Here is an 18,051-nt window from a genome sequence, read left to right on the forward strand (position 1 = left end):
TCCAGCATGGGGCGTGACATGAGTCGGCGTGCCGCGGTGGCGGCGTTTGGGGCATTGTACGGCCAACCGTGAGTGGCGGCAAAAGGCCCTGTCGACGGAGCAGCCCCGAGTGATGCCGCCAGGGCCCCCTCGTCCGTATGCTCCTTCTCAACCTGTACTCGGTGCCACTCATCAGCATAGGGAATCATCTCAGCGACTTGAGCCAGAACACCATCGGCTTATGGGTCTCCTCGGCGTCACCGATATCCTTCCAGTGAAAGGTGGTGGCCAGCGCGGGGTCCCGCTGATACCCCCGCGACTGCCAGAAGCCGTGCAGCGGCACATAGTCGTCGGGCTTCAACGGGTGGTCGTCGGGGCGCTCCACGGCGCAGAAGGCGGCGCTGGCAAAGCCCTCGCGGCGGGCATGGGCCTCCCGTTCGGCCATAAACGCCTTGCCGATGCCGCGGCCGCGGTAGCTGGATAGCAGCACCGATTCGCCATAGTAGAAGACGCTGCCGATATCGATGCCGGCCTGCTCGAAGGGCGCGCGGAATTCGGCCAGGTCGTCGGCTAATGGCATGCCGGTGGCCGCGCCCACCAGAGCCTCGTCGTCGAAGGCCAGCACGAACAGGCTGCGCGGGCAGTCGGCATAGCGGGCCAGGTAGTCGGACTCGTAGGCGAGGTCGCCATCATAGAGATAGGGGAAGTCGCGAAACACGCGGATGCGCAGCCGCGCCAGGGCGTCGAGATGCGGGGCGATGGCGCTACCTTGGCAGGTGCTCAGAGTGACGGCCGGCATAGGCGCTTCCTCACGGCTTGCGTATTTCCTGTGCACGCTAGCAGCCCGGCCGCCTAGCGCCAATCCCCACGGCGACACAGGTTGCGCCAGGGGCGTCGCCAGGCGCAGACAGTGGGAGTGTGGTAGGCTTCGAAAAAATAACGCAGGGGGAAAGCGATAATGATCACCATCACGGGTGCGCTGCTGCGGCGCTGGCTGACTCGGCTTGTGGTTGTCACCGGTGTACTGGCCCTGGCGGGCTGCGGCACGCTGCTGCACCCGGAGCGCAAGGGGCAGACCAGCGGCGACATCGATCCTCGCATCGCGCTGGCCAATGGTGTGGGGCTGCTGTTCTTCATCATTCCCGGCGCCGTGGCCTACGCCGTGGACTTCTCCAACGGCACCATCTATCTGCCCAGTGACCGGGATCAGGCGCAGATCGACAGCATGCCGTTCGAAGACGACCTCGACCTGGCGACCCTCGAGCAGATGCTGGCTGAGCACCTCGGCAAGCCGGTCGAGCTCGATCATGAACTGCTGCTGGCCGAGCGGGTCGAGAGCCTCGACGAGGCGCTGGCACTGGTGCGTATGTCGGGCGTCGATGATGCGGTGCGGCTCGAAGCGCTCTAGCGACGATGTCTGACCCCGCCGATGGCCAGCATGGCCATGCCGGCCACCAGTCCCCAGAAAGCCGCGCCGATTCCCAGCAGCGTCACGCCTGAGGCAGTGAATAGAAAAGTCACGACGGCGGCGTCGCGTTGACTGGCGTCTTCCACCGCGCCGGCCAGCCCGTTGCCGATGGTGCCGAGCAGCGCCAGTCCCGCCAATGCCATGATCAGTGCCGCTGGAAAGGCTGCGAACAGCGCCGTGACAGTGGCGCCGAAGATACCCATCACCAGATAGCCGACCCCGGCTGCCACGCCGGCGGTATAGCGGCGTGCGGGATCCTCATGGGCGTCGCGCCCCATGCAGACCGCCGCACTGATGGCGGCAAGGTTGAGTGCATAGCCGCCGAAGGGTGCCAGCACCAGGGTGGCGGCGCCGGTCCAACCGATCAGCGGTGAGCTGGGGGCGGGGTAGCCCGCAGCCCGAAGTACCGTGATGCCGGGCAGGTTCTGCGTTGCCATGGTGACCACAAACAGCGGTATGCCAATGCCGATCAGTGCCGACAGCGCGAACTCAGGTGCGGTGAACACTGGCACGGTGGGCACCAGTCGCACGCCGGCCAGCGACAGCTGGCCTTGACCCACAGATACGCCTACGCCGATCAGCAGCACCGCCACAATCGCATAGCGCGGTATCAGGCGGCGGCTCAGCGCGTAAGTGACCAGCATCGCCAGTGGCAACAGCCACTGCTGTTCCAGTGCTACGAAGGCATCCATTCCGAAGCGCAGCAGCACCCCTGCCAGCAGGGCAGCGGCCAGCGAGGCGGGGATGCGTTTGACCAGTGCGCCGAACAGGCCGGTGACCCCGCACAGCGTGATGAGTGCCGCCGAGAACAGGAAGGCGCCGATAGCCTGCTCCATGGGCACGCCTGGCAGGCTGGTGGCGAGCAGGGCGGCGCCGGGCGTCGACCAGGCGGTGAGCACCGGCATGCGATAGCGCAGCGATAGTCCCAGTGAGGTCAGCCCCATGCCGATACCCAGTGCCCACAGCCAGGAGCCTATCTGTGCCTCGCTGGCACCGGCTGCTTCGGCGGCCTGGAAGATGATCACCGCCGAGCTGCCGTAGCCGACCAACACCGCTACCAGGCCGGCGGTGATGCTCGACAGGCTGATGTCTTGCCACAGGGAGCGCCTGGCGGTGGCCGGGGAGTGGTGCTGCTGAGCGAGAGGCGGCTGTGACATACGAACTCCCATGGGATCGACTTGGGTGGGTGTGCGTTATAACGTACAATGCGCCGCACACTACCACTTGTGCGTTATAACGCACAAGTGGCGTCAGACAGTTGCTGCAGAGGAGTCACCATGCAGGACATTGCTGGGCATATTGCCGGTCGGCTCAAGGCGCTTCGCCAGGCCCGCGGCTGGAGCCTCGATCGCACTGCTCAGGCCACTGGCGTCAGCAAGGCGATGCTGGGCCAGATCGAGCGGGGGGAGTCGAGTCCCACGGTGGCGACGCTGTGGAAAATCGCCAGTGGCTTTGCGGTCTCTTTCTCATCGCTATTCACCGCCCCGGGCGAGCCTGGCATGTCAGGGGGCGTGGGTCAGACTCGCTGGGGTCGCGACGCAGTGGGCATGCAGGCGCGGCTGCTATTTCCTTTCGATCCGCTGCTGGGCTTCGAGATGTTCGAGATCGAGATGGCACCTCGGGCGGTCAGCGAATCAACGCCCCATGCCGCCGGGGTGGTCGAACACATCGTGGTGGTGGAAGGTGCCCTGGGCTTTAGCGTCGACGGCGAACAGCGTCGTCTCGGCGTCGGAGAGGGGCTGCGCTTCCAGGCTGACCGTCATCACGTGATGGAGAACCTCGGCGATAGCGTGATGCGTTTCCATGATGTGATCCACTATCTACCGGGAGCGGTCGCTGGTGAGTGAGTTGCCCTTTGGGTAGGCCAGTCTCAGGCAGAGCCGACCATCAGCAAGCGCAGGAGCAGCCCCAGTACCAGGGTCGATGCCACGCTCACCAGGGTGCCCAGCAGCACATACTCGGTCAGCTTACGGTCCTTTGACTCTCGCAGGTCGCCGTAGCGAAGCACCGACTTGGCGGCCAGCAGGAAGCCTACCGCTGTCAGCTGGTCGAGCAGCACCAGGGAGAGTACCAGCAGCCGTTCCAGCATGCCGATGCGGGCACCGGCCTGGGCCAGGGTGCCGGTATCCTCGAGCTGGCTACTCCAGCGCTTCATCAACATGGCGATGGCGAACGAGAAGGGGCGCGTCACCAGCAGGTAGGCGGTGGCCACGCCCAGCACCGTGGGCGTGAGCAGCCAGGCGCCGAGAGCTTCGAGTGGCGCCAGGCTGCCGAGCCAGGCCAGCCACACCGCGCACAGCACCAGCAGGTGCAGCAACTGGTCGAGCAGGAACCAGCGCAGCCGGCCGGGGGGCAGCGTCGCCTTGCCCAGGTCGATTAGCCAGTGGCTGACGGCCACTGCGGCGGTACCGGCGAGCACACCCGGCAGGCCGGGGGAGCCCGGCAGCAGCCAGGCGGCGATCACCAGCACCAGGGCGGTCAGGGCGGCGTGCACCAGCACGTGGTAGAGCAGGTGGCGCGAGCGGTGCAGGCGACGCACCCGTTCGTCGACCCAGAGGCGCGGCTGCAGCAGGAAGTCGCCAGCCAGGTGGGCCAGCACCAGGCCCATCAGCAGGGAGAGATCGTTGGGGTTCATGGCTGTGTATCCTTTTCCGCCAACCGCTCGCTCAGGTAAGTCAGGGTATCGGCCAGCAGTGGCCAGCGGGCGGCACGTAGCCGCTTGTGCACGCTGGGCTGGCGTATTCCCAGGTGGTCGGCCATGGCCTGCTGGGAGGTCTCGTTCTCCAGGCTGAGCCTGACCACCTCGGCCGAGTAGCGCGACCAGCTTGCCACCATGTCGTCCAGGTAGCGCGTCAGCAGGGCCAGGCTGCCATCGTCCGTGTCGTCGAGCAGTGCCAGCGACAGGTGCGCACTGCCTTCGCTCAGCCCATCCAGATCGTGGCCGGAGCGCACGAACGGCTCGCTGTCCGCCGTGGCGAGCCGGTCGTCTCCAGGCCAGCTTGCTGGTCCTACCGCCACCGCAATCCGGGCGTCCCAGCGCTGGTCGGCCTCGGAGTGCTCGAGCAGTGCCGCACGCAGGGCGATAGCCACCTCCATGGCGGCTGTGGCCCTGGGCAGTGCCAACTGAAAGCCGTCGCCGCGGAAGCGTTCGCCGCGACCGCCGTGGCGGGCGGCCAGTTCGGCCAGGGTATCGTCCAGCAGCGCATAGAGGCGCTGGCGATCCTCGACCTTGCGCGAGTCGATCACATCGCCGGTCAGCACGGCGATTCGCTGGGTCATGGCAGGCGCTCCAGAGAGGGTCGCCTTCATGATAGCCGAAAAAGGCTATCTGGCAACTAAATAACCCTTAAGGGCTATATTCATGTTTTATCGCCCTGTAGGGCTATTGCAGCTCAGCGAGCCAGCTCGCGCATGGCCTCTTCCAGCCCCTCCAGCGTCATCGGGTACATGCGGTCGTCGATCAGTTGGCGGATCAGCTGGGTGGAGTGGGTGTACTCCCAGGCCCGGGGCGGCATGGGGTTGAGCCAGGCCAGCCGGGGGAACTTGTCGGCCAGGCGCTTGAGCCATACCGCGCCGGCCTCGTCATTGAAGTGCTCGACGCTGCCGCCCGGGTGGGTCACTTCATAGGGTGACATGGCGGCGTCGCCGACGATCACCACCTGATAGTCGCTGGCGTAGGTGTGCAGCACGTCCATGGTGGGAATGCGCTCGTTACCGCGGCGCATGTTGTTGCGCCACACGCCTTCGTATAGGCAGTTATGGAAGTAGTAGTGCTCGAGGTGCTTGAATTCCGAGCGCGCCGCGGAGAACAGCTCCTCGCAGACGCGGATATGGTCGTCCATGGAGCCGCCCACGTCGAGGAACAGCAGTACCTTCACCGCGTTGTGGCGCTCCGGGCGCATGCGCACGTTGAGCAGGCCGGCGTCCCGGGCGGTGTCGCGGATGGTGGCGTCGACGTCGAACTCTTCTGCCGCGCCCTGGCGGGCGAACTTGCGCAGCCGGCGCAGCGCCATCTTGATATTGCGGGTGCCGAGTTCGAGGCTGTCGTCGTAGTCGCGGAAGCGGCGCTCGTCCCACACCTTGATCGCCCGGCGGTGGCGCGAGCCATCCTGGCCGATGCGGATGCCCTCGGGGTTGTAGCCGTAGGCGCCGAAGGGGCTGGTGCCGCCGGTGCCGATCCACTTGTTGCCTCCGGCATGGCGCTCCTTCTGCTCCTCCAGGCGCTTCTTGAAGGTCTCGATCAGCTCCTCCAGCCCGCCCAGGGACTCGATCTGCGCCTTCTCCTCCTCGGAGAGCTGCTTCTCGAACTCGCGGCGCAGCCAGTCCTCGGGAATCAGCGCCTCGATGGCGGCGTCGAGGTTCTCGAGCCCTTCGAACCAGGCGGCGAAGGCACGATCGAAGCGGTCGAAGTGCCGCTCGTCCTTGACCATCACGGTGCGCGCCACCTGGTAGAACGCCTCCATGTCGGCGAACACCACGCCGTGTTCGACCACGGCGTGAAGGTCGAGCAGCTCGCGCAGCGACACCGGTACGCCGGCACGTTTGAGGGTCTCGAACAGGCCGATAAACATCGTTCAGCGACCCTTGCGGCGTATCATGAAGGCCAGCCGCTCCAGCAGTTGGGTATCCTGCTCGTTCTTGACCAGGGCGCCGGCCAGCGGTGGGATCGCCTTGGCGGGATCACGCTGGTAGAGCGCTTCGCGAGCCAGCTCGTCGCTCATCAGCAGCTTCAGCCAGTCCACCAGCTCCGAGGTGGAGGGCTTCTTCTTCAGCCCCGGGGCCTGGCGCAGGTCGAAGAATACCTCCAGCGCCTCGCCGACCAGTTTCGGTGCGATATCGGGGAAGTGCACATCGACGATCTGCTGCATGGTCTCGCGATCGGGGAATTCGATGTAGTGGAAGAAACAGCGGCGCAGGAAGGCGTCGGGTAGCTCCTTCTCGTTGTTGGAGGTGATGACGATGATCGGCCGGTGGCGGGCGGCAATGGTCTCGCCGGTCTCGTAGACATGGAATTCCATGCGATCCAGCTCCTGGAGCAGGTCGTTGGGGAATTCGATGTCGGCCTTGTCGATCTCGTCGATCAGCAGTACCACCCGCTCATCGGCGGTGAAGGCTTCCCACAGCTTGCCGGGCTTGATGTAGTTGGCGACGTTCTCCACGCCTTCGATGCCGAGCTGCGAATCACGCAGGCGGCTCACCGCATCGTACTCATACAGGCCCTGGGCCGCCTTGGTGCTGGACTTGATGTGCCAGGTGATCAGGCGGGTACCCAGCGAGGCCGCCAGTTCTTCGGCCAGCAGGGTCTTGCCGGTGCCCGGCTCGCCCTTGATCAGCAGCGGACGCTGGAGGGTCACGGCGGCATTCACCGCCTGCTTGAGGGCCTCGGTGGCCACGTAGGTGGTGGTGGAAGTAAAAGCCATGGGCACTCCTCGGCATTCAGGGCAATATTCAAACAAGTGTACGGAAGCCGAGGGGGCGCGACAAACAGCGGTTCAACAGTCACGAGGCAAGTAATCGGTGCGCAATCTCGGCTCGGAGGGACTAATGGGATAAGGCCTGCTGCGAGGGGGCGGTTGTATGGCTCGTCACGCAGTTGCGTCCCCGGGCCTTGCAGGCATAAAGCGCGGCGTCGGCAGATGCGATCATATCCTCCAGGTCGAATGCCGACCCAGGAGCGGTGGTCGAGACGCCGATGCTGACCGTGACGACATCTGCCACATTGGAACCGCGGTGTGGGATGCCCACGGCCTGAAGCATGCCGCGCATGGCTTCTGCCAGGCGGGTGGCTTCCGTGGCATTGGCATCGAGCAGGACCACCAAAAACTCCTCTCCACCTAGGCGCACCACGATATCGGTTTCACGACGAAAGGTGTCGCGCAACACATTGGCGATCTCGATCAAGCACTCATCGCCGGCCTGATGGCCGTACAGGTCGTTATAGTCCTTGAAGTGGTCGACATCGATCATCAGTGCAGAGACGGCTTTCATCCAGCGCCGACTGATCGGCAGTGCGACCATTAGCCGTTGCTCGAGCATGCGGCGATTTCCCAGCTCGGTGAGTGGATCCATTACGGCCTGCTCATGTAGCTGGGAATTGCTGCTCTGAAGCGCTGCCACTTGCCGTGCCAGACGAACGACCAAGGGGGCTGCCGGTTGGCAGAATTGCATCTGCTCCCTATATTGCTGCACATCGTCGAGGGCGTTGAGCAGGGCTAGCAGCGGTCGCCGGTAAAAGAGGTGTATCAGTACCGCCGCGGACAGTAGGAAAGCGGTGGCGAGCAGCGTCACCAGGAGCATGTTAGGCACGATTCGAACGACTCCTTGGTCTGCAGCGGCATACGTAGTTGTATGGCTATCCCCTATGTTATCGCGCATTACACGACAAACTTTAGTGAATTACGGCGACTCTTGGCTGCCAGCAGGCCGATAGGCCTCCACCAGAGTGGCCGGATCGTGTTCGGCGTGGCCGCGGTTGGCGTGAGCGCGCAGCAGTTGCGCGGCCAGGCCGCTCATGGGCGTGGCGCTACCTGCTCGCTGGCTCTGGGCGGTAGCCATATCGAGATCCTTGAGCAGGGTACGCAGGTGCCAGGCCGGTTTATCGAAGTCGCTCGCTGCCATGCGAGGGGTGAGGATCTGAAACGGCTTGGAGTCGGCGAAGCCGCCGGCCAGCGCTTCGGTCAGCCGGCTGGCATCGACGCCGCTGGCCTCGGCCAGGGCCACCATTTCGGCGATGACCGCCGCCTGGCAGCCGACGATCATCTGATTGCAGATCTTGGTGACCTGGCCGCTGCCGACCGGGCCCATATGGGTGATGTGGGCCGCCAGTGGCGACAGCAGCGGGCGTGTCGAGGCGATATCTGCCTCACTGCCGCCGCACATGATGGCCAGGCTGCCGGCCTCGGCGCCGGCCACGCCGCCAGAGACCGGTGCATCCACCCAGCGCATGCCGCACTGCTGCTCGAGACGATTGGCGAAATCGCGGGTCGCCGCCGGGTCGCTGCTGGAAAGATCGATCAACTGCTGGCCAGGGCGCCCGTGCTCGGACACGCCGCCGGCACCGAACACCACCTCTTCGACTGCCGCGGTATTGGCCAGGCACAGCATCAGCACATCCACCTGGGTGACCAGGTCGGCGACCGAGGCGGCCGCCTGGGCTCCGGCATCGAGCAGGGGGCGGGTCTTGTCCGGGGTGCGGTTCCAGACCGTGACATCGAAGCCGGCACCCAGCAGACGACGCGTCATGGGATCGCCCATCAGGCCGATACCGATAAAACCAAGACGAATATCAGACATGACATGCTCCTCACAGACAAAAGCCATAGCATGCGCGAAGGCGCCAAGGGCGGCAATGTGAAGGCGTTGAGCAGGTTGGTGGCTAGCCAGTATCAGGTAATGACATCGGCGGCAGGTGCGGCAAGATGCTCTGGATGCTGTGTTAAAAGCAGCAGATGCTCCGAAGTAATGCATTTGGGTCAAAAAAAGCCCCTGTATGGTGCAAAGCAGCACGAAAGATACGGGGCAAGAGTGGCGGTTGGCACGCAAGGCCTATATAACGCATTGATTTGTAATGCTCTATTAAAAAGTTGGCTCAGGCTGTGCAATGTATAGAGCAGACAAGCACAGACATCGGCGTTTCACCCTTCATCGCCTGAGTCGCAGCCAACAACAAGGAAAACAGTGCTGCGATCCGTGGAATGCCAACATCACCTCCATCGAGGTGATACACCGAGTGAGCTGGCGTGCTCCCCTGGTCCCCTTCGGGGGACCTTTTTTATGCATGAAGAAAAATCTCGGAGCACCGTATGGTGCGTGCTGTTAACGCCGCTACGGGGTGTTTCGGGCAGGCCCTAGCAGCCCGCGGCACCGCCGTCACTGCGCGGGTCGTGGGCGCCTTCGATCAAGCCCTCGGGGTGGTGCACGATGCCGCCGGCGTGGCCCATGCTGTCGCTGAAGGCCTCGGGCAATACTTCCACGTCATGGTCCATGGCGCGCAGTGCCGCAACGCTGGCCTCGGGGAAGCGTGACTCCAGCTTGAGGTTGGTGCTGCTCTCGCCCCAGGTGCGGCCCAGCAGCCAGCGCGGCGCGCTGATCGCCTGCTGCAGTGACATGCCGTGGAAGGCGTAGCGCGAGAAGACCGCAGCTTGCGTCTGCGGCTGCCCCTCGCCGCCCATGGTGCCGTAGACCAGGGTGCGGCCATCGTGAAAGCGTGCCAGTGCCGGGTTGAGGGTATGAAACGGTTTGCGTCCCGACCCCAGGCCGCGCAGGGAGTCGGCGTCGAGGCTGAAACTGATGCCGCGGTTCTGCCACAGCACGCCGCTCTCGGGGAGCACCACGCCGCTGCCGAACTCCCAGAAGATGCTCTGAATAAAGCTTACCGCACGACCTTGGCGATCCACGCAGCCCATCCAGATGGTATCCCCCGGTGCCGCTTGATGGGGCCAGGGTAGGGCGCGGCGCATATCGATCTGGGCCAGCTCGCGTTGCAGTGCCTCCTCCTCGAGCAGCGGCTGCAGCGGCGAGGGCAGCCGCTCGGGATCGGTGACCAGGCGGTCGCGCAGCAGGAAGGCGCGCTTGGTCGCTTCGATCAGGCCGTGCAGGTGCTCCACGCTCTCGCCCTCGGCTACCCTGAGTCGCTCGTAGAGTGCCAGGATCATCAGCGATGCCACGCCCTGGGTGGGGGCCGGCAGGTTGTAGAGCGTGGCGGAGTCTAGGCTAGCCTCCAGCGGCGTGACCCGCTGTGGTCGGTAGGCGTTGAAATCGCCGACTCGCAGCGGGCTGCCCAGCGCTTCCAGGTCACTGGCCATGCTGGTCGCCAGCTCGCCGCGGTAGAAGTCGTCGAGCCCGGCCGCGGCCAGGCGTCTTAAGGTACTGGCCAGACGCGGCTGGCGTAGGCGGCTACCTTCCATGGGCACCTCGCCGGCACTCAAGAAGGTTTCGCTGAAGCCGGGGCTCTGAGAGAGGCGTTCACGGTGCTTGGCGGTCAGCTGCTGCTGACTCCTGGTAACCGCGACACCTTGCTCGGCGTGCTGAATGGCATCGCCCAGCAGTCGTTCCAGCGCGAGTGCCTGTCCCCAGTCGGCAGCTACCGCCAGCGCCTCATGCCAGCCGCCGACGGTGCCGGCCATGGTCAGTGCCGCCAGTGGGCCGCGCTCGGGAATGCTGGCGTGGCCGGCGTAGAAGGATGGCGTAGCAAGGGCAGCGGCGGGGCCGCAGGCGTCGATGGCCACGGGGAGCTTGCCCGGTTCGTGGATCAACCAGAAACCGTCGCCGCCCAGGGCGTTCATATGCGGGTAGACCACCGCCACCGCAGCGGCAGCGGCGACCATGGCTTCGACGGCGTTGCCTCCCGCCTTGAGCACATCACGACCCGCTTCGGCGGCGAGGTGGTGGGGGGCGACACACATGCCGCCGTAACTGCGTCGGGTATGGATCATCGAAGGTCTCTCTGGTTAGCCATCGTGATGCACCTGGGGGTCACCAGCCAATTGCCTGAGGTAGCCAGGTGGCAATGGCGGGAAACATGAAGACCAGCGCCACCGCCAGGAACTGCAGGGCGATAAAGGGCAGCGCGCCCTTGTAGATATCCAGGGTGCTGACCTCCTTGGGGGCCACGCCCTTGAGGAAGAACAGCGACCAGCCGAAGGGCGGCGTCAGAAACGAGGTCTGCAGGATCAGTCCGACCAGAATCCCCAGCCACACCATGTCGACGCCCAGCTGCACGAAGAATGGCAAGAATAGTGGCAGCGCGATATAGGTGATTTCGATCCACTCGAGGAAGAAGCCGAGCACGAACATCAGCAGCAGCATGAACAGCAGGGCGCCGGTCTCGCCGCCGGGGACCCAGTCGAACATGCGCGCCACCAGATGTTCGCCGCCAAGGCCGCGGAATGCCAAGCCAAACACCTGAGCACAGATCAGGATGAAGAACACCATCGCCGAGATCAGCAGGGTGGCGGTGGCGACCTCCTTGAGCAGGCCCAGGTTGAGGCGTCCGGAGAGGCCGACAAATAGCAGTGCGCCCAGTGCGCCCATGGCCGCGGCTTCGGTAGGGGCGGCAATGCCGCCGATGATCGAGCCCAGCACCGCCACTACCAGGCCCACCGGCGGGCCTACCACCAGCACCACCTTGCGGATCAGCTGCCCCCTCGAGAGTGCGGCCCTCTCCTCGGCGGAAATCGGTGGCATCAGCCCTGGCCGCAGCGCCGCCAGCACCAGAATGGCGACGATGTAGACCGCTGCCAGGGTCAGCCCCGGCACCATCGCCGCTGCAAACATGGTGCCCACCGACTCGCCGAGGATTTCAGCCAGCAGAATCAGCACCAGGCTAGGGGGGATGATCTGACCGAGGGTCCCCGAGGCGCAGATCATCCCTGTAGCCAGTGTCTTGGGGTAGCCGCGGCGCAGCAGGGTGGGCAGGGTCAGCAGCCCCAGCGTAACAATAGTGGCGCCGACGATGCCGGTGGCGGCACCCAGCAGCACCCCCACCGCGATAATGGCCACCCCCATGCCGCCGGAGATATTGCCGAACAGGTGGCCGACCACATCGATCAACTCTTCGGCGAGCTTGGACTTCTCCAGCATGACGCCCATGAACACAAATAGCGGGATGGCCATAAAGGTGTAGTTGGTCACCACCCCGTAGATACGTGAAGGCAACAAGTTGAAGAGCGCCGGCCCGAAGCCGATGAAACCGAAGAAGAAGGCGGTACTGGCGATGGCGATACCGACGGGCAAGCCTATCAGCAGCAGGACGAAGAAGGCGCCGATCATGCCGATGGCGAGCCACTCATTAGGGGACATCGATCATTCACCTCTTGGCGGAAGGGCAAAGACGTGACGCAGTACATGCGCCAGGCTCTGCATGGCAAGCAGCACGAAGCCGAGCGGGATAATGGATTTGAGCGCCCAGCGCCAGGGTAGACCGCCGGGGTTGGGAGAACTCTCATTGCGTAGCCATGACTGGCTGATCCAGGGCAGCGTCAGCCAGGCAGCATAGAGCCCGATGGCCACCAGCAGCAGGCCGCCAATCACCTCGATGGTACGCCTCAGGCCTTCGGGAAAGCGTTCGTAGAACACATCGACGCGCACCTGTTCGCCGGCATACAGCGCATAGGACATGCCGAACAGGGCGATGGGCGAGATCAGGTGCCACTGCAGCTCCTGCAGCCAGATCGCGCCGACCCGAAACAGATAGCGCATTAGCACGTCACCAGCGACCAGCAGGACCAGCGCCACACAGGTCCAGGCGGCGATCCAGCCGAATAGCCGGACCACCGCCTCGAGCCCGTGGACCAGACGTTCCACGGCGCGCATGTCACACCCCCAGGATGTCTTTGAGCCATAGGCCTTCGCTGACGCCGGCCCAGCGGTCATGGTTGGCCTTGAAGGCCATGTAGCTGTCGTGCACCTTGCGCACCATGGGATCGGCATTGGCCTCGGTTTCCAGGGTGTCGTAGGTCGCCTCGCGCAGCGCCTCCAAGACGGGGTCGGGGAGTACCTGAGCGGTGACCCCGTGGTTCTCCACCAGGTCGGTGAGGGCTTCGCCGTTGACCGCTTCCGACCAGGCCAGACTCTCCAGGCAAGCCGCCTGGCAGGCGCTGCGCACCATCATCTTCATATCATCGGGCAGGCTGTCCCAGTGGGACTTCGAGATCAGTAGCTCACCGGTGGTGGCGGGCTCGTGCCAGCCGGTGGTGTGGTAGTACTTGGCGGCGTTGTGCAGGCCGAGGCGGCGATCCTGGTAGGGGCCGACGAACTCGGCGGCATCGATCACGCCGCGCTCCAGTGCGGGGAAAATCTCGCCGCCCGGCAGGACCCTCGCATCCACCCCCAGCGCGGCATAGACCTGGCCGGCGAGCCCCGGGATACGCATGCGCAAGCCGTTGAGCTGATTGACGTCCTCGATCGGTTCGCGGAACCAGCCGGTCATTTGCACCCCGGTGTTGTTCATCGGCAGCGCCACCAGGCCGTAAGGCTCGTAGACCTCCTGCCATAGCTCCAGCCCGCCGCCGTGGTAGAGCCAGGCCATATGGCCCATATAGCTCATGCCGAAGGGCACGGTGGTGAAGTATTGAGCGGCGAAGGTGGTGCCCGACCAGAAGTAGCTGTTGGCGGCGTTCATCTCGATGGTACCGGCCTGCACGGCTTCGAATCCCTCGAAGGCGGGAATCAGTTCACCAGCGGCAAAGTGCTGGATGTTGAAGCGTCCGCCGGACATAGTGTTGATTTTCTGGATGATATCGGCGGGACTGCCGGGACCTTCAGTGTAGAAGGGGGCGCCTGGGCCGTAGGCGTTGGTCATGCGCCAGTTGACGGTCTCGGACGACTGGGCGCGGGCGATGGCCGGTGCCCCCATGATCATGCCTGCGGTGGAGGAAACCGCGGCGGTAGTCAGGAACTTGCGGCGAGATAGCGACATAGCGTTCACCCTTGGGCTGCGAATGGATGGCATTGGGGGTTGCCATCCAGAGCGATGCAATGGGTGTGCCATAAAATCGATTTTCTATATCTGTAATGATTTTTCTGCGAGGTATCGGTAACGTTTATGCGCCAGAACAGAGGCCCTTCAGGGCGCACGCGCACCAAAAAAGGCTAAAAGCTTGGAGGTCGGCGTCGGAATGGCGCAGGCGCGCTGAACAGGCGTTCAACGAGTAATGAAAGAGGGTGGGATTACTGCGGATGATGGGAGAAAAATAGCTGGCGTCCTCTCCCTGGGGAGCTGGCGTGCACCCCTGATCCCTGAGGGACCTTTTTATATCTTGTTCGACGGTAATGTCGACCAGAGGCTTCTTGTGATTGTGCGCCCTGTATCGAGGCATAAAGTATCGTTGGCTTGGCGACCTGGCACAATTCGACCTTGGTTCAACCTGGTGCCTGGCCTGCGGTAGGTGTCGCCCGACCGAACTGCAGCTCGGCGAGCTGACGATACAGCGGACTGCTGGTAAGCAGCTCGTGATGGCGTCCGGCAGCGAGCAGTCGGCCGTTGTCCATCACCAGCAGGCGATCGGCGGAGACCACCGTGGCCAGCCGGTGGGCGATGACCAGACTGGTACGGCCCACCATCAGTGCATCCAGCGCCTGTTGCACCAGCCGCTCGCTCTCGGCATCCAGCGCGCTGGTGGCCTCGTCCAATAGCAGCACGCGGGGATTCTTGAGCAGGGCACGGGCAATCGCCAGGCGCTGGCGCTGGCCACCGGAAAGCTGAATGCCGCCCGGCCCCAGCGGCGTATCGAACCCCTGGGGGAGCGCCTCGATAAAGGCTAGCGCGTTGGCATCGCTGGCCGCTTCGCGCAGCGCCGCATGGGAGGCGTCGGCTTGGCCATAGCGCAGGTTGTCGGCCACGCTGCCGCTGAACAGCACCGGCTCTTGAGAGACCAGCCCCAACTGACTGCGCAGGGACTGAGGATCGAGCCGAGCGAGATCGATACCGTCCAGGGTCAGGTAGCCGCTGTCGGGGGCGTGGAAGCGCAGCAGCATTGCTAGCAGGGTACTCTTGCCAGCGCCCGAGGGGCCGACCAGCGCGATCCGCTCGCCGGCGGCAATGGTCAGCGTCAAGTCATCCAGGGCCGGCGCCTTGCGTCCCGGGTAGCGAAAGCTTACGGCGTGCAGGCCGATCTCGCCGCGCAGTGGAGTAGGCAGCGGCGTTGGTGAGGCGGGTGGCTGAATGCTGGGCTGCGTATCGAGCAGTTCGAGCAGGCGCTCGGCGGCGCCAGCTGCACGCTGCACGTCACCGGCGACTTCGGCCAGTGTTGCCACGGCGCCGGCGGCCAGCACGGCATAGAAAACGAAGGCCGAGAGTTCACCGGGGCTTAGCGTGCCCGCAAGGACGGCCTGACCACCCTGCCACAGCATGATTCCCACTGCGGCAAAGACGGCCAGCATGGCAATGGCGGTCAGCCAGGCCCGCTGCCGGGTTCGCACCACGGCCGTGTCGAAGGCGTCCTCGACGCGTTCACCATAGGCCTGCCGATCCGTGACCTGGTGGTTGAAAGCCTGCACGGTGCGAATGCCTCCCAGGGCCTCGCCAGCGTAGCGGCCCAGCTCGGCGACGCGGTCCTGGCTCGAGCGAGATAGGCGTCGTACCCGCCGGCCGAACCAAAGAATTGGCAGCAGCGTGGCCGGGATGCCGAGCAGCACCAGTGCCGACAGCCAGGGCTGCGTAATCAGCATCAGCGCCACGGCGCCGACCAGCATCACCGCATTGCGCAGCGCCATCGACACCGATGAACCAAACAGGCTCTGCAGCACGCTGGTATCGGCCGTCAGGCGTGAGGTGATTTCGCCGGCGCTGTGGTCGCTGCGTATGGCACTCTCGAAGAAACTGGGCTCGAGAGTGAGCAGGTGATCGAAGACTTGTCGCCGCAGATCGGCAGCCAGCCGCTCGCCGATCCAGGTGACCAGGTAGTAGCGTAGCGCCGAGGCTGCGGCAAGTACCGTGACCACCGCCAGCATCATCACCAGGGCGTGGTTCAGGCTGGCGCTATCGGACGCCATGAACCCCTGGTCGATTACCAGGCGCAACCCCTGCCCCAGTAGCAGTACGCTGGCCGAGGCGAGTAGCAGGGTCAGTGCCGCCAACGCCAGGCGCACACGATAGGGGCGCAGCAGGGCAAGCAACCGCAGCAGGGTGCGGGGATCAGGGCGAGACGGCATCGGACGGTTCCAGAGTGGTGACTGACAGCGTCACCTTACCAGTTGCCGTCATCCTTGACTCAGACGATGGCTGGGCCTCCTCCTGATGGTCGGTGAGCGACTCGACCTAGCACTCGGGGGCGTCGTAGTCGATCGGCTCATCGCTGTATACGCAGACGTTGGCATCCTCTATATCGCCGTCCTCAGCGTCGAGGTGCGTCGCGAAGAATTCACGAATCTCACGACGCTGGCAGTGTGCCTCGAAAGCGCTGCGGTTGGCCCAGATTTCATGGAAGACGATCGGGTAGCTGGTGCCCTGAGCGAAGGGGTTGTCGATATGGCGGGTAACCGTATAGAGCAGACAGGCGTCTTCGCGGTGAGCATTCGGCTCGAGCGCCTGCAGCGCCTTGAAGAGTGACTCTTCCTTGCCGGGTTTGGGTTTGAAGCTGGCGGTGCAGTAGATCTTCGCGCTCATGGTGCCTCCAAGCATGTCGTTGAGACCGGCGACGATACCACTCCGACGTTGCGTAGCGAAATCTGTCGTGGGACTCATGCCTTGATGGCGGTCAATGAGCTCGGCGGGGCGACCACGACCTGGTCGCGGCCCCTGGCCTTGCCGATGTAAAGCGCCTGGTCGGCACGCTGTAAAGCACCATCCAGCGTTGTTTCATTGTCGTGCAGCAGGCTGACCCCGACCGTGACCGACAGTCTCAGGGGCGTGGAGTCGGTTTCCAGCGACAGATCGCTGATCTGCTGGCGAAGGCGCTCGGCAATCGACAGGGCAGTGTCGAGTGTCGCATCGGGCAGGGCGACCACGAACTCCTCACCGCCGTAGCGGCCGATGATGTCGGTATCGCGCAGCGCTGCCTGGCAGCTGGCGGCTACTGCGATCAAGGCCTGGTCGCCGATACGGTGGCCGTGGCAGTCGTTGAGCAGTTTGAAGTGATCGATATCGATCATGAACAGCGCTAACGGCGTTGTGTGGCGTTGCGCGCGACGCAACTCGTGGTCGGCCAGTTCGAAGAATCGGCGACGATTGAACAGCCCGGTGAGAGGGTCGGTGCTGGCGCTATGGCGAAGTCGTCGCTCCAGCTGTCGGCGTTCGTCGATCTCCGCCTGCAGACGGAGATTGGTGTCGCGCTCTTCCTGCAACGACAGATATTGCTGACGCTGCAGGCGGTTAAGGCGCAGTTGGGTAATGCCGCCGATCAGATTGACCACACCGATCAGCAGTAGATTGGCCGTCATTACGCCCGGCGGTGCCGGTACCCAGAGCAGTACGGCAGCGGTAAACCCGGTGATGAGATAGGCATTCCATAATAGCGTCCAGGGCAAGCGGTTGGGCACCAGCAGATAGAGTGCCATGCTGGCCACGACCGTGGACGTTAGTTGCGTGCTGAAACCGTTGGGGCGCAGTGGAATGGTCAGCAGTAGTCCGCTCAGTGCAACCAGGCACGCCAGATTGATCGGCAGTTGACGATGTGCCCAGTGCGGCTGGCGATGCACGGCAATGGCCAGCACAATGCAGGTTACGATAACGGTGGCGCGCATCGCCAATAGCCAGATCAAGTCGCTGCCTGAGCCGCTGATGGCGTGGTCGGCGAAGCCGAACAGCAGAAACAGCGCCGCCGCAAGGAGCGCGGCATACTGCATCTGGCAAGCATCATGGGCGAGCATGGTGCAGCGATAGCGTGACTCTAGCGCGGGGTCACTGAATTCCGCCCATAGAGTGAGCTTCGCCACCGAGGGTGTCGTGGGCATGCTGACCGGCATTACCGAATCCTTGGGCGGCCTGCCGATGGCGGGCCCTCCCGGTTCCCTTACTGCTATTAGTGTTATCAGGGCATACTGGCAACGTGAGTGTGTCGCTCGCTTCAGCACGCAACATCAAGCATGGCAGGTATTGTGGAGGTCGCCAGGGAGGCTCGGTGAATGTCATATATTGCCTACACATAGTGTAAGACATTGCCTAC

At 64.1% G+C, this 18,051-nt stretch carries 17 protein-coding genes; 2 read left to right on the forward strand and 15 right to left on the reverse strand.

Annotated features, from left to right (window positions below; translation table 11 throughout):
- Positions 1-184: 184 nt before the first annotated feature.
- Positions 185-778 (reverse strand): GNAT family N-acetyltransferase, encoded by a 594-nt coding sequence (locus tag IEI94_RS16790; protein ID WP_191168407.1) that lies wholly within the window; start codon positions 776-778, stop codon positions 185-187.
- 159 nt (positions 779-937) lie between these two features.
- Between IEI94_RS16790 and IEI94_RS16795 the strand changes: the two genes are divergently transcribed.
- The gene (locus tag IEI94_RS16795) at positions 938-1,387 is read left to right on the forward strand and encodes a hypothetical protein (protein WP_191168408.1); all 450 of its coding nucleotides are present in this window, start codon (positions 938-940) and stop codon (positions 1,385-1,387) included.
- On the opposite strand, the gene IEI94_RS16800 is transcribed toward IEI94_RS16795, so the two are convergent.
- Positions 1,384-2,604, reverse strand: a complete 1,221-nt coding sequence (locus IEI94_RS16800) for a benzoate/H(+) symporter BenE family transporter (RefSeq protein WP_191168409.1) — start codon at positions 2,602-2,604, stop codon at positions 1,384-1,386. The genes IEI94_RS16795 and IEI94_RS16800 overlap by 4 nt on opposite strands.
- A 120-nt stretch (positions 2,605-2,724) precedes the next feature.
- Between IEI94_RS16800 and IEI94_RS16805 the strand changes: the two genes are divergently transcribed.
- On the forward strand, positions 2,725-3,294 hold the full coding sequence (locus IEI94_RS16805; RefSeq protein ID WP_191168410.1) for a helix-turn-helix domain-containing protein: 570 nt from the start codon (positions 2,725-2,727) through the stop codon (positions 3,292-3,294).
- Positions 3,295-3,317: 23 nt separating this feature from the next.
- Here IEI94_RS16805 and IEI94_RS16810 read toward each other — a convergent pair whose 3' ends face one another.
- The 13 genes from IEI94_RS16810 to IEI94_RS16870 all read right to left on the reverse strand — a co-directional run bounded on the left by IEI94_RS16810 (position 3,318) and on the right by IEI94_RS16870 (position 17,851).
- Positions 3,318-4,082, reverse strand: a complete 765-nt coding sequence (locus IEI94_RS16810; protein WP_191168411.1) for a DUF3307 domain-containing protein — start codon at positions 4,080-4,082, stop codon at positions 3,318-3,320.
- Positions 4,079-4,726 (reverse strand): hypothetical protein, encoded by a 648-nt coding sequence (locus IEI94_RS16815; protein WP_191168412.1) that lies wholly within the window; start codon positions 4,724-4,726, stop codon positions 4,079-4,081. The genes IEI94_RS16810 and IEI94_RS16815 overlap by 4 nt, the downstream gene beginning before the upstream one ends.
- 113 nt (positions 4,727-4,839) lie before the next feature.
- Entirely contained in the window at positions 4,840-6,018 is a 1,179-nt protein-coding gene (locus tag IEI94_RS16820; RefSeq protein WP_191168413.1) for a vWA domain-containing protein, read from the reverse strand.
- Between the two features lie 3 nt (positions 6,019-6,021).
- Entirely contained in the window at positions 6,022-6,867 is an 846-nt protein-coding gene (locus IEI94_RS16825; RefSeq protein WP_191168414.1) for an AAA family ATPase, read from the reverse strand.
- A gap of 121 nt (positions 6,868-6,988) precedes the next feature.
- Positions 6,989-7,744 (reverse strand): GGDEF domain-containing protein, encoded by a 756-nt coding sequence (locus IEI94_RS16830; protein ID WP_224750297.1) that lies wholly within the window; start codon positions 7,742-7,744, stop codon positions 6,989-6,991.
- Positions 7,745-7,843: 99 nt separating this feature from the next.
- Complete coding sequence (locus IEI94_RS16835) at positions 7,844-8,740, reverse strand: NAD(P)-dependent oxidoreductase (protein WP_191168416.1); 897 nt, start codon at positions 8,738-8,740, stop codon at positions 7,844-7,846.
- A 554-nt stretch (positions 8,741-9,294) separates the two neighbouring features.
- Positions 9,295-10,881, reverse strand: coding sequence for a gamma-glutamyltransferase family protein (locus IEI94_RS16840; protein ID WP_191168417.1), 1,587 nt, complete (start codon positions 10,879-10,881; stop codon positions 9,295-9,297).
- A 40-nt stretch (positions 10,882-10,921) separates the two neighbouring features.
- Positions 10,922-12,247: a TRAP transporter large permease gene (locus IEI94_RS16845; RefSeq protein WP_191168418.1), complete on the reverse strand. Its 1,326-nt coding sequence runs from the start codon at positions 12,245-12,247 to the stop codon at positions 10,922-10,924.
- A gap of 3 nt (positions 12,248-12,250) precedes the next feature.
- Entirely contained in the window at positions 12,251-12,760 is a 510-nt protein-coding gene (locus tag IEI94_RS16850; protein ID WP_191168419.1) for a TRAP transporter small permease subunit, read from the reverse strand.
- 1 nt (position 12,761) lies between these two features.
- Entirely contained in the window at positions 12,762-13,865 is a 1,104-nt protein-coding gene (locus IEI94_RS16855; protein WP_191168420.1) for a TRAP transporter substrate-binding protein, read from the reverse strand.
- A 443-nt stretch (positions 13,866-14,308) separates the two neighbouring features.
- Positions 14,309-16,099, reverse strand: a complete 1,791-nt coding sequence (locus IEI94_RS16860; RefSeq protein ID WP_191168421.1) for an ABC transporter transmembrane domain-containing protein — start codon at positions 16,097-16,099, stop codon at positions 14,309-14,311.
- 106 nt (positions 16,100-16,205) lie between these two features.
- On the reverse strand, positions 16,206-16,553 hold the full coding sequence (locus tag IEI94_RS16865; RefSeq protein WP_191168422.1) for a putative quinol monooxygenase: 348 nt from the start codon (positions 16,551-16,553) through the stop codon (positions 16,206-16,208).
- 74 nt (positions 16,554-16,627) lie between these two features.
- Positions 16,628-17,851, reverse strand: coding sequence for a GGDEF domain-containing protein (locus IEI94_RS16870; protein WP_191168423.1), 1,224 nt, complete (start codon positions 17,849-17,851; stop codon positions 16,628-16,630).
- Positions 17,852-18,051: the final 200 nt, after the last annotated feature.

Source organism: Halomonas sp. ML-15 (assembly GCF_014779595.1).
GTDB lineage: Bacteria > Pseudomonadota > Gammaproteobacteria > Pseudomonadales > Halomonadaceae > Franzmannia.